At 42.9% G+C, this 11,103-nt stretch carries 13 protein-coding genes and 1 pseudogene; 9 read left to right on the top strand and 5 right to left on the bottom strand.

Annotation, left to right across the window (positions count from 1 at the left end):
* Positions 1 to 31: 31 nt before the first annotated feature.
* The 4 genes and pseudogenes from BR63_RS10945 to BR63_RS10930 all read left to right on the top strand — a co-directional run.
* Positions 32 to 400 (top strand): annotated as a pseudogene (locus BR63_RS10945) (hydrogenase formation protein HypD); the annotation flags it as partial.
* Positions 401 to 565: 165 nt separating this feature from the next.
* On the top strand, positions 566 to 1,597 hold the full coding sequence (locus BR63_RS10940) for a HoxN/HupN/NixA family nickel/cobalt transporter (protein WP_034420143.1): 1,032 nt from the start codon (positions 566 to 568) through the stop codon (positions 1,595 to 1,597).
* A 46-nt stretch (positions 1,598 to 1,643) separates the two neighbouring features.
* Positions 1,644 to 2,339: a response regulator transcription factor gene (locus BR63_RS10935; RefSeq protein WP_034420142.1), complete on the top strand. Its 696-nt coding sequence runs from the start codon at positions 1,644 to 1,646 to the stop codon at positions 2,337 to 2,339.
* A 24-nt stretch (positions 2,340 to 2,363) separates the two neighbouring features.
* Complete coding sequence (locus BR63_RS10930) at positions 2,364 to 2,705, top strand: CC/Se motif family (seleno)protein (RefSeq protein ID WP_034420141.1); 342 nt, start codon at positions 2,364 to 2,366, stop codon at positions 2,703 to 2,705.
* Positions 2,706 to 2,739: 34 nt separating this feature from the next.
* On the opposite strand, the gene BR63_RS10925 is transcribed toward BR63_RS10930, so the two are convergent.
* From BR63_RS10925 to lgt, 3 genes are all read right to left on the bottom strand, one after another.
* Positions 2,740 to 3,681, bottom strand: a complete 942-nt coding sequence (locus BR63_RS10925) for an HD-GYP domain-containing protein (protein ID WP_051965405.1) — start codon at positions 3,679 to 3,681, stop codon at positions 2,740 to 2,742.
* Between the two features lie 152 nt (positions 3,682 to 3,833).
* Positions 3,834 to 6,086, bottom strand: coding sequence for a spermidine synthase family protein (locus BR63_RS10920; RefSeq protein ID WP_034420140.1), 2,253 nt, complete (start codon positions 6,084 to 6,086; stop codon positions 3,834 to 3,836).
* Positions 6,087 to 6,101: 15 nt separating this feature from the next.
* The gene (gene lgt, locus BR63_RS10915) at positions 6,102 to 6,926 is read right to left on the bottom strand and encodes a prolipoprotein diacylglyceryl transferase (RefSeq protein WP_034420139.1); all 825 of its coding nucleotides are present in this window, start codon (positions 6,924 to 6,926) and stop codon (positions 6,102 to 6,104) included.
* Between the two features lie 193 nt (positions 6,927 to 7,119).
* On the opposite strand from lgt, the gene BR63_RS10910 reads away from it, so the two are divergent.
* Together BR63_RS10910 and BR63_RS10905 are read left to right on the top strand one after the other, a co-directional pair.
* Positions 7,120 to 7,854 carry a cytochrome c biogenesis CcdA family protein gene (locus BR63_RS10910; RefSeq protein ID WP_034420138.1) on the top strand — a complete coding sequence of 245 codons (735 nt, stop codon included), beginning with the start codon at positions 7,120 to 7,122 and terminating at the stop codon, positions 7,852 to 7,854.
* Between the two features lie 41 nt (positions 7,855 to 7,895).
* Entirely contained in the window at positions 7,896 to 8,150 is a 255-nt protein-coding gene (locus tag BR63_RS10905) for a DUF2933 domain-containing protein (protein ID WP_051965404.1), read from the top strand.
* A 121-nt stretch (positions 8,151 to 8,271) separates the two neighbouring features.
* Here the strand turns inward: BR63_RS10905 and BR63_RS10900 are convergent, their stop codons facing one another.
* Positions 8,272 to 8,664 (bottom strand): hypothetical protein, encoded by a 393-nt coding sequence (locus tag BR63_RS10900; protein ID WP_034420136.1) that lies wholly within the window; start codon positions 8,662 to 8,664, stop codon positions 8,272 to 8,274.
* Positions 8,665 to 8,867: 203 nt separating this feature from the next.
* Here BR63_RS10900 and BR63_RS10895 point away from each other — a divergent pair, with 203 nt between their 5' ends.
* Genes BR63_RS10895 through BR63_RS10885 form a run of 3 tightly spaced genes read left to right on the top strand, consistent with a single transcriptional unit; the run spans position 8,868 to position 10,308 of the window.
* The gene (locus BR63_RS10895; protein WP_034420135.1) at positions 8,868 to 9,407 is read left to right on the top strand and encodes a hypothetical protein; all 540 of its coding nucleotides are present in this window, start codon (positions 8,868 to 8,870) and stop codon (positions 9,405 to 9,407) included.
* A gap of 14 nt (positions 9,408 to 9,421) precedes the next feature.
* On the top strand, positions 9,422 to 10,117 hold the full coding sequence (locus tag BR63_RS10890) for a zinc metallopeptidase (RefSeq protein WP_034420134.1): 696 nt from the start codon (positions 9,422 to 9,424) through the stop codon (positions 10,115 to 10,117).
* 14 nt (positions 10,118 to 10,131) lie between these two features.
* The gene (locus BR63_RS10885) at positions 10,132 to 10,308 is read left to right on the top strand and encodes a hypothetical protein (protein WP_153801998.1); all 177 of its coding nucleotides are present in this window, start codon (positions 10,132 to 10,134) and stop codon (positions 10,306 to 10,308) included.
* Positions 10,309 to 10,427: 119 nt separating this feature from the next.
* Here BR63_RS10885 and BR63_RS10880 read toward each other — a convergent pair whose 3' ends face one another.
* Positions 10,428 to 10,823, bottom strand: coding sequence for a hypothetical protein (locus tag BR63_RS10880; protein ID WP_051965403.1), 396 nt, complete (start codon positions 10,821 to 10,823; stop codon positions 10,428 to 10,430).
* Positions 10,824 to 11,103: the final 280 nt, after the last annotated feature.

Here is an 11,103-nt window from a genome sequence, read left to right as displayed (position 1 = left end):
TCAACTCATCGGTCCCTTACTGGGGAAAAAAATGCAAAATCTTCGTCTTGGCCGTACAGTAACCTTAATGGAAGTATGTGGGACCCATACTCATGCTATTTTTAGAAGCGGGCTCAGGTATTTGTTGCGGGAAAGTATAAATCTCCTCTCCGGACCCGGCTGCCCGGTGTGCGTAACGCCTCAGGGTTACATTGACCTGGCCCTGGAATTGGCAGGCTATCAGGATGTCATCATTACCACTTTTGGGGATATGATGCGTGTACCTGGTACCAAGGGTTCTTTACAGCAAGCCAGGGCGGGGGGAGCCGCTGTTCAGATAGTCTATTCACCGCTGGATGCTCTAGAAATAGCCAGAGAAAATACGTTGAAAAAAATAGTTTTCCTGGCCGTGGGTTTTGAATGCTGCCATCATCGGGCAGGTAGTAGATCAATTCCAGGGTAAAGTGTACCTGAACACCATTATTGGCGGTAAACGTCTTGTGGATGTCCTGGTATCGGACCAACTGCCGCGAATTTGTTAGGGATATGATGATTTATAATTTTTTAAAGTAGGGTGAGACTAAAGATGAAGGCGACGAGCTTAGAAGGGACAGGCAAAAAATCAACATTCTTACCGTCCTGGTTTGGTTATGGCCTAGTGGTGGCTGGCATCCACATTCTTGGCCTAACGCTTTTGTTATGGCAGGGACGGGAATACCCTGAATTGTTGGGCATGGGTTTTTTAGCTTATACCCTGGGCTTAAGGCATGCTTTTGATGCAGACCACATTGCAGCCATTGATAATATCGTGCGCAAACTTGTGCAGCAGAAAAAGGACGCTACGGGGATTGGCTTCTATTTTTCTCTGGGCCATTCTACCGTGGTTTTTCTCATGACTTTAGTTACCATCCTGGCCATGCGCTGGTCCCAGCAAAATTTGCCCCAGCTCCAGGAGATCGGCGGTTTAATCGGTACCACAGTTTCAGGAGGATTTCTTCTCATCATCGGTTTTGTCAATCTTTATATCTGGCTGGATATTTATCGTTTGTTTCTGCAAGCGGGGCAAAAGAAGTATGATGACCGTCAGCTTGAGCAGCTTCTTGATGCCAGGGGATTTATCGCTCGCTTTGCCGGTTCCTTCTACCGTTTTATCAATAAAAGCTGGCATATCTATCCCCTAGGTTTTCTCTTTGGCTTGGGATTTGATACGGCCAGTGAAGTAGCGCTAATCGCCATTTCTGCCGGGGTGGCCAGCCAGACCATTCCCATTGCAGGTATTCTATCTTTTCCCATTTTGTTTGCCGCGGGGATGAGTTTAATGGACACTGCCGACGGAATTTTTATGATTACAGCCTATCGCTGGGCTTTTGCTACTCCCCTGCGCAAGATTTACTATAACCTGACCGTCACGGGTTTATCGGTGATAGCGGCCCTCTTTATTGGGGGGATAGAAATTGCTCAGGTGATTACACCGAAATTAGGGTTGCAGGGTTGGTTTTGGACCTCGGTACAGGGTTTGGAATTTAGCGGCATGGGATATTTACTGGTAGCCTTGTTCGTTTTCGTATGGGCTTTCTCTTACGGTGCCTGGAAATTGTTTAACCTTGAAAAACGGTAAAGAAGAAACTATTTAAGTGGTTACCATATCCAAAGGAGTGGATCTAATGAACAATCTAAAGGTTCTAGTAGCTGATGATGAAAGTAAAATCCGCCAGGCCATCGGTGTGTATCTTAAAAAGGAAGGGTATGAGGTAGGAGAAGCGGAGGATGGGGAAGAAGTTCTGGCTAAATTTAAGGCAGAGTCCTGGGATATTATCATCCTGGATGTGATGATGCCGAAAATGGACGGGATTAAGGTATGCCAGGAAATCAGAAAAACTTCTCATATCCCCATCATTATGTTAACAGCCAAAAACGAAGAGGTTGACAGGATTCTCGGTTTAGAGTTCGGTGCCGATGATTATATGGGTAAGCCCTTCAGCCCTAGGGAACTGGTAGCCAGAATCAAGGCTATTTTTCGCCGTATGGAAAAAGGCTCACGGAAAGAAGAGCATATCTTGAAGTTTCCCGGAATGCTCATAGACCTGCTGACACGTGATGTTTTCGTGATGAACCAACAAGTTAATCTGACACTAAAGGAATTCGACATGTTGACCCTGTTAGCCAGGTATCCCGGCCGGGTCTTCAGCAGGGAGCAACTGCTTAAAGAGGTCTGGGGTTTTGATTATTACGGAGATTTGAGAACGGTGGATACACACGTTAACCGGCTGCGAGATAAACTGCGGGTTAATGACGCACCATCATATATTAGCACTGTCTGGGGGGTTGGATATAAGTTTGAGGTATCCCAGCATAAATAGAAGGAAACTAAAGAACCCGAAGTTTTGCAAAACTTCGGGAAGGCTGAAAATATAGTAACCGTAGAAAGGTGGTTTAATTTTGGAAATCTTTATTGCGGAGGATGCTCCCAGTTCATCAGGCAAAAAGGTGGAAATATCTTAATCTACGAGGGTCTGGCCAGCGGGTGCTGCGCAGGGTCTGTGCCTGAACCTGGTCTGGAACTTAGCAAGCCCCGCCGTAATCCGGAAAATTACCAAGAACGTCAGGTGGGGGACATTACAGTCTACTTGGATAAAGCCCTTGCTTCCCTAAAAGGGTGGGCCGAAATTACTCTAACCAGTGTATGGCGTTGGAAATCCCTTTCATTTAGCTACAAAGAGGATTGATTAAGGGGAGGTTGGCTTGGCCTGGAGGACAGCTTCATGCACTGTAACCCCCTATATTCATAGATTTAGCTCCAACCGTTACGTTGCTTGTCATCATAACCTTGATAAAGGCATCGACTACCTGTGGGTCAAATTGAGACCCTTTATTTTTTTCCAGTTCTTTAAGGGCAGCTTCCACCGGAAGGGCGCCTCTGTACGGGCGGTTCGTTGTCATGGCATCGAAAGTATCCGCGACAGCCACAATCCGGGCCATCAAAGGGATTTCTTCGCCTCTTAAACCATCGGGATAACCCTCGCCGTCAAATCTTTCATGATGATTGCGAACTATAGAAAGGTATTTTTGTGCTTCTTTAATATTGGATAGTATCTGTGCACCTATCACGGGGTGAAGTTTGATGATCTCATATTCTTCCTTACTCAATTTTCCTGGCCTACTCAGGATATCGTCTCTGATGCCAATCTTGCCGATATCATGTAATTTAGCCAAGGCTCCTAGGATTCTTATTTCACTTGCAGAGAAACCCAGTTCTTCAGCAATCAGAGTGGAGTAATAGGCCACATTCACTGAATGATCCCTCGTATAATTGTCTTTAGCATTAATACTGTCAACTAGGCTGTTAATAGACCCATCAAATAATTCTTTACGGTTTTCCAGAATCTCGGCAAGCTTAAAATTTGTAAAAGAAAAAAGCATAGTTAAAAAAAAGAATGCGTAGATGATATAATTCTTAACTTTTTTGCTATCTTCCACCAGGAAATGAGCGTTGACATCGACGCCTACCAAGCCTACTGTTGTTTCTCCCTTCTTAAGTGGGGCGAAAGCTCTTATGAATTTACCACTGTCATTCGTATATAATTTTTTATCATAGCCTTCCTTGTCCCCGGAAAATGTATGTGTAAAGTTATCTATCTTTAAAGGGGTACCCATAGCGGAGTTTTTGGTATCTACAACCAGGAGTGGGCTGTTATACGACATAATTTTCCAATATCCTTTAAATTAATATTAAAGGAATATGAGTGGAGAATTTGGTGGTAAGTGGTAAAGAAAATGATAATATTGTTTAACAAAAATGTGAAGAGGGGTACACCTCCCGCGGTGTACCCCTTTTGGTATCCCTTATTATATATTTATTCTCTGAAAGAACCCTTGCGGGTGTGGAAAGTAAAAGCCAAATATAGGCCTGCTCCGGCTAAAAGTGTAAAGTTATAGCCCAAGGACATGGCCAGGACCAGAGACAGTACAGAACCCACCACTGACATCCAGCCATTAATACCCCAGATAATTGGTATCATTTCACTCATATCCTGTTCTTCTGCCCAGCGAATACCGGTAGGAAAAGGGATACCCATGAGGATGCCCAGAGGCAGCAGGAGAGCCAAAGTAGAAATTACTTTAAGCCCCAGGGTAGCCCCTTGGAAATAGGCAATAAAACCGGGAAGGGCAAGATAGAGAACGCCGGTGTAGAGGAAAATCATTAAACCAATAACCGGAAGAGGAATTTTTCTGGTCAGGGTTTTACTGAACAGGCTGCCAAGCCCTGTCGCAAAAAGCAAGATAGCTATAACTGTGGAGAAAGTCAGGGTTGGATGACCGAAGAGTAAAATCAGTTTTTGTAAGAGAGGAATTTCGATGAGCATAAAGGCCACGCCAATGAGAGAAAAATAGTTTCGTACATAGCGGACTGGCGATTCCTTTATCTCCAACCAGGGCTTAAAGAAACGGACACCAACTAAATATACGGCTACCAGGATTAACAAGATAGGCAGAGGAACTCCTTTACCGGGATTATAAAAGAAAGGATTATTATCGGTTACTATATAAGATGGTAAGTCTTTGGCGGGAGGAATAATTGACTCTGAATTATCCATAACTAAAGGTAGATGAATAATGGGCTGGTTAGACAGAGTCGCCATAGCTTGAAGCTGCTGGCTTTCTTCTTTGGTAAAAGGCGAATTTTTTACCATTAAGAGAGGGTACATGATACTGTTGTCATGGGCATGGGTCTTCCCATCACGGTATGAACTGTTAATAACCGCCAGGTACTGGGAAGCTTTTTCCTGGGGTACCCCCCGCTCCTCCAGGACTTTGAGCACAGTGGCCAAGGCTTTCTGCAGGTCCTCTTTGCCGTGCAGGACAAAAGCCAGGGTACCATCAGGTGTCAGGTGGTTCAAGTAGGCATTAAAAGCTTCTTTAGTATAGATATAGTTTTCGGAGAGAGCATAACCAAGGGTCTCCGAGGCCTGTGTCATCACCAGGGAAAGGAAGATGACATCATACTTGTTGTTGTCGCGGGTAATAAAACTGCGGCCGTCTTCTACAAATACCTTTGTTCCTGCAAAACCGTAGATATTGCCGTTATAGCCTTTGAAATACTCTGCTGCTTTCACCGTACCCGGGTTAATTTCTACAGCCGTAATATCGTGGATACCGCCCAAATGGGCCAGCAGAATATCCTTTCCGCCACCGGGACCTATTAAAAGGGCCGAGTTCTTGGCGCCAAGGGCAAAGGGGAAATAACCTACTTCCTGGGTTAGGTATGCCACTTCCCAGGGATCACCGTTAAAGGCGATCATCCGGGAAGTAGCGCCACCATCTACCAGCACTGTCTTATACTTAATGTCATCTGTTTCCACCACGTCAGTACGGGCTAGGGAATTCCAGGTGGTAAAAACGATGCGGGGATTTTTCTCCGACAGGGCTCCCAGGGTTTTGGGATTCCCTTTATAAGCAGTAAAATCTTTGGCAAAAGAATCTAAGAAAGCGCCGCCGGCAACAGTCAATATTAACATCACTGCCGTCAGACTGCTTGCTAATATTTTCTTTTTACGTGTGGTAAGGTTGAAGGAAAAAACCAATAGGACTATCAAACTTAAAATTATACTAATCCTGATGAGGCTAAAGTTATTTAAGAAAAGAATAATGAGAAAGCTGCCACAGGCTGAGCCTAGAAGGTCAGCAAAGTAAATGGTGTTGCTGTTTTGGGCATTTTCTTTAAATACCAGGGAGAGGTAATAGCCCCCCAAGATGAAAGGGAGGGCACTGGTTAAGGTATAGAGGAAAACCAGGGAGAAGTTAAAAGGAACCTTATACATGAAGAGGATGGCCAACAGAATACTCGCGGCGAGAGCAGCCAGTAGACGCTGTTTCTTTATGGGTAGAGCATCTTCATTAAAAGGCGATTCCTCCAGGCTTTTCAACCATCTATGAGCATAGACTCCGCCTACAGCCCAGCCTAACATGGCCAGGGAGATAGCGAAAAAGACAAAGTGATACCACATGAGGGCGGAAAAAAGGCGGGTTAGGGTAATCTCAAACATGAAGAGGGTAAAACCGACAAGAAAGACGGAAAAGTGAAGGACGATAGATTTTTTCTGCTGCATTATCATTCCCCGTTCCTATCCTTGAACAAAATAATAGATGGCTGTTGATACGATAATCAGAAGAGCAGTGAAAAGCAGAGTGCTTAGAGGTGAAGCGTTCTTTTCCTTATTTTTTTCCAAGGGATAAGTCTTCTTAAGATATGCCGCCAAGATAAGACCTGCTATGATACCAACAATACTTAAGAGGTGAGAAACGGATAAGAAACCAAAAACCGTGGGATTAAACCGGAAGAATTCTACGATTCCTCTTATTATGGAAAAACCAATGAGATAATGGACAAAGATCTGTCCCTGATAAGAGGCAGAGGTTCGTCTAAGCCACAGGTAGGCAAAAAGAAGATAGTCAAGGATTAATTCATACACCTGGGCAGGATGGACCAGTATACCGTTCACCTTTACTCCCCAGAAATAGGGTTCTGCCATGGGGATACCGAAAACATCGCAGCCAATACGGCCGATGGCTTGTCCCAGGATTAGAGCGGGAGCAATTATATCCGCAATCTGCCAGAGTGAAAGCTGGTGTTTTTTGATGCGCCAGATACCGGAGAAAACGCCTCCCAGGATACCCCCGTGGATAGAAAGCCCCCCATTATTGATAAAAATGATTTCTAAAGGGTTGGCAAAGTAGTAGGATGAGTCATAGGCCAGTATATAGACTAAACGCGCTCCCAGGAAACCACCTAACAGGGTATATAAGAGGACATCAAAAAAGGGATCCTCAGGGATACCCTGTTTTTTTGCTTCCCGCGAAGCCAAGAGGATGCCCGCTAAGGCACCGAGAGCTACTGTCACACCGAAAAAATAGATGGATATATGACCGAAAGAAAAGAGTTCTTTCAAAATGTATTACCTCCTTTTTTACTGGGTGGGGGCGTCATGGTCTTTATTGTACAAAAAAGAAGTGTACAAACTTTCACCAAAGTGTGAAGATATTGTGAACATATAAAGTTCATAGTTCTTTCACAAATTGATAAAAGTTTAGACACTTATTTGTACTAAACTATGGTCAGGAAAAAGAAAACGGAGGATTTCTATGAGTCTTTATTTACTATCATTTCTGGCAGGGATCGTCTCTTTTGTTTCACCCTGTATCATCCCTATGCTGTCGGGTTATTTTACCTTTATTACCGGTCTGTCCTTGAAAGAATTGCGCAACCTCCCGGATAACAAAGAATTGAAAAAGGAAATATTCCTTAAAACCCTCATGTTTGTGTTAGCCTTTACTATTATCTTTACGCTGGCCGGTGGTGCAGCCGGAGCCTTTTCTAAGTTATTAAAGGAATACAAACAGGTCTTAAACTTCATCGGGGGAGCAGCCGTAATTCTATTGGCCTTAAATATCCTTGGCCTTATAGGCAAGAAAGGTCCTGACCACTGCAAGATACCCGGTGCTGAGGGAAAAGGAAAAGCAAGTTATTTAAAGGCATTTGGCATCGGTATTGTTTTCGCTGTAGCCTGCTCTCACTGCATTGGTCCAGTCCTCTACTCTATCCTGATCATGGCAGGTTCTTTAGGGTCTATTTCCAGCGGTATGACGGTCATGTTCTTCTTCTCTACCGGTTTAGCCATACCTTATCTACTGGCCAGTCTTTATATGGACAAAATTATCAAAGCCATCCACAGGACCTGGCAGGTAGAAAAAACAGTCAATCTAGTTTTAGGTTTGATTATGCTGGGAATGGGCGTCTTAATTATGCTTGATAAGTTCACCTTATTAACGGCCTTTACCGCTAAACTGTTACCCTTTAAGCTTCCTATCGGTATGTAATAATAAAATTTTTAGAAGAATGTTGAAGGAGGAATTTAATTATGAATCACAAAAATCATGGTCCCTTACAAGGTCTGTTAATGATGTTGTGCTGCCTGCTTCCTATTGTCGCTTTCATGTTTTTTGCTCCCCAGCTCAAAAATTCGTTCTCCGGTGCCAATCTTACCTGGCTCTTTCTCCTGGCCTGTCCCCTCATGCATGTTCTCATGATGTTTGGTATGCGCGATAAAGGTCAAAACTGCCATGGTGAAGACAACAATAAGGCTAAGGAACAGAAGGCATCTCCTGTTGAGTAAAAGGAAAGGAGACACACCTGCTGAAGTTCGGGTCTGTCTCAGGGACAGGAATGTCCCCAAAAAATTATGGAAGCCCACCTAAATATTATGTAAAGGTGGGCTTTCTAAGTCACTTTATCAATTATTTTAGATTATTTATTTGGAGTAATCTCAGCTCCAGGTCCAGGTTATCCAGGTGTATAGAGTTTATTTTGGTCGTAAGAAGATAATAATTTAGTCTTTCTTTCCATAATAATAAGTTCTCCAAATCCTGGATTAAAGTGAGTTTTTGTTTTTCCAGATAAGCAATTTGTTCTGCCATAAACAGTTTTTGTGCTTCAGGTATATTTCCGGCAAACTGATCATCACGTAATTGAATTATGTAGTGGTCAAGTTTCTCCAAATAATACTTGGTTTTGTTCTCCTGCTCCTTTAAGAGATTGAGAAGTTTTGGCAAATTTACATCATCGTCTTTATGCTCCTTGTTATCACCAAAGAGGATGATGGAGAGGATATTTTTGAATTCAGAGGACAAACCAATCACTCCAAACTAATTATGTGAGTATGTAAATTATATTATTTAATCTTGACAAATCTGTTGGGGAATCGTGAAAATTTTATGAAGATTACTGTTAGGGAGTTTTCTCCAAAAACCTTCATAATTTGTACACAAATTGATAACAGTTTAGACACGACTTCATGTTATCCTTACGTTAAAAATAGTTTGAGGTGGATGAAATGAATAAAAGAGGAATCAGCATACTGGTTATTTTAATCGCGGCAGTTGTTTTAGCCGCCGGCTGTAGTGCCAAAGCAGGTAATGACCAAAAAAATAACGTGCAAAATGTAAGTTCTTCACCTACACCGGGTGAGGTTGGGAAAAAGGAAAACCCAAGCGGTAAGATTAGTTCAAAAGATTTAGAGCGTGTGAATGAAGAAGGAGCAGTGGCTGTATCGGCAACATACGCCAATCCCATAGGCCAAGGGAAAAAAGGTAATTTGACTTTTATCGTTTCCCTTAATACCCATTCGGTAGACCTAGCCAGGTATCCTTTAAATCAATATGCCAAACTTTATGATGCCAAAGGAAATCTCCTTTCCTCCATATCCGAATGGGAACAGGTAAGCGGGGATGGTCACCATATCGTCGGCAATCTACATTTTAAAGACACCGGTTTCAACTTACAAAACCTTGATGGTATCAAATTGGTTATCGAAAATTATGGTGGTGCTGCCAAACGTGAACTTGTCTGGGAGAAAAAATATTTAACCCCATAAAGGAGGTATAAAAGATGTTTCCATTCTTTTTCGACTCAACTTTTTTAATCTTGATTCCCGCCATGATCCTGGCCTTCTATGCCCAGAACCGGGTGAGAAGTGTATTTGAACGGTATGCCCAGGAAAGGAATATGGCAGGTCTTACCGGTGCGGAAGCGGCTCAGAGTCTTCTCCATATATATGGCTTAGACCACATACAGGTAGAAATGACCGAATCCCCTATGGGGGATCATTACGACCCGAGAGAGGGTGTAGTGAGACTTTCACCTCAGGTGTATAGTACTGCTTCTGTAACCAGCCTGGGGGTGGCCGCCCACGAAGTTGGCCATGCTGTTCAACACAGCCGGGGATATCTGCCGCTAAACCTGCGAAATTCTCTGATCCCCGTTGCCCAGATTGGTTCCTCCCTGGCTTTTCCCTTGCTCTTCTTAGGGCTGATTATGACTATACCGTCTCTCATCAAAATTGGTGTTTTTGCCTTTATCGGCGTAGTAGTGTTTCAGCTTATAACCTTGCCGGTAGAATATAATGCCAGTCACAGGGCTCTGGCCATGTTAGAAGAGAACAACCTGGTAACACCTTTTGAATTCCGATCTTTGGATGCCGTTTTAAATGCTGCTGCCCTCACCTATGTAGCCGCTGCTTTTATGGCGGTCAGTAACCTGGTAAGATTGTTAGCTTTAGCTGGAATCTTTCGTGATGAAACTTAAAGGAGGTCGTGATCATGGAACAATTACAAGCTTATTTACCTTATCTGGCTTTAGGTCTGCTCATGTTCTTCATGATGAGACGCGGTGGCTGCTGCGGTGGTCATGGTGGGCATTCCCACGGGAATCATGGAAACAGGAGAAGCTCCGAATCTTCAGAAGAAAATAATAAAAATCAAAAAAGCTGCCATTAAATAAGAAAAATCCTCCCCATTTTGGAGGCATGTGTTGGAGCGCACATGCCTTTTTATTCAATGAAATAGGTCTAAAAAGGGCCTTAACCGGGTTTAAGGTTAAGGCCCTACTTCTACGTTTATTTTTTTACTGCATCCAGGACGTCCTTCATACGGGGGTCAGACATCATTTCAATCATAAAATCCTTCATTTTAGGGTCCGACATAATTTTTAGCATAGCTTCACGGGTTTCTTTAGCCTTCATGACTTCCATCATTTGAGCTTGCATTTCGGGTGACTGCATCATTTCCATCATCATAGGTTTCATCTTAGGCGAACTCATGACGTTTACCATGGTGTTTTTCATATCTTTCGATGACATTACGTCAACCATCATATTGGGATTTTGCATCATTGTTTTGGACATATCTGCGGGAGTCATCATCATGTTTTGTGAGGTTTTTCCGGAAGAACAACCTGTGACAATAAGAGCTAAAATGATCATCATACCTAGAATAATTAAGACTTTCTTCATAATTAACATCCTTTCTTTAGGAAAATATAGAATTTGGTGAATTTAGTATGTAAGTTTGTTTTCTTAATCACCCCCTCTGGTAAAACATGCCATCCTTACCATAGGGAATTATATACCAATAATGTCAACAAATTGTGACAAAAATTTGTAGAAAATGTGAAAAATATGCGGGTCGTTGGAGGTAGAACGTGTGAAAAAAAGAGGAATTATTGTATGGACTGTACCGAAAATCATTAACTTCACAATTTGTTCAAAATTTGATTATAGATTTTACAATTTT

Source organism: Thermanaerosceptrum fracticalcis, assembly GCF_000746025.2.
Classification (GTDB): Bacteria; Bacillota; Peptococcia; order DRI-13; family DRI-13; genus Thermanaerosceptrum; species Thermanaerosceptrum fracticalcis.
Note: the sequence above shows the minus strand (reverse complement) of the source record. Positions and strands in the feature narration are given on the sequence as shown.

Coding starts and splice junctions, on each gene's coding strand:
- BR63_RS10925 (WP_051965405.1), bottom strand. CDS start 3,681: ATGTCGTATAACAGCCCACTCCTGGTTGTAGATACCAAAAACTCCGCT.
- BR63_RS10940 (WP_034420143.1), top strand. CDS start 566: ATGAAGGCGACGAGCTTAGAAGGGACAGGCAAAAAATCAACATTCTTA.
- BR63_RS10905 (WP_051965404.1), top strand. CDS start 7,896: ATGAATCACAAAAATCATGGTCCCTTACAAGGTCTGTTAATGATGTTG.
- BR63_RS10885 (WP_153801998.1), top strand. CDS start 10,132: ATGGAACAATTACAAGCTTATTTACCTTATCTGGCTTTAGGTCTGCTC.
- BR63_RS10935 (WP_034420142.1), top strand. CDS start 1,644: ATGAACAATCTAAAGGTTCTAGTAGCTGATGATGAAAGTAAAATCCGC.
- BR63_RS10880 (WP_051965403.1), bottom strand. CDS start 10,823: ATGAAGAAAGTCTTAATTATTCTAGGTATGATGATCATTTTAGCTCTT.
- BR63_RS10895 (WP_034420135.1), top strand. CDS start 8,868: ATGAATAAAAGAGGAATCAGCATACTGGTTATTTTAATCGCGGCAGTT.
- BR63_RS10910 (WP_034420138.1), top strand. CDS start 7,120: ATGAGTCTTTATTTACTATCATTTCTGGCAGGGATCGTCTCTTTTGTT.
- BR63_RS10890 (WP_034420134.1), top strand. CDS start 9,422: ATGTTTCCATTCTTTTTCGACTCAACTTTTTTAATCTTGATTCCCGCC.
- BR63_RS10920 (WP_034420140.1), bottom strand. CDS start 6,086: ATGCAGCAGAAAAAATCTATCGTCCTTCACTTTTCCGTCTTTCTTGTC.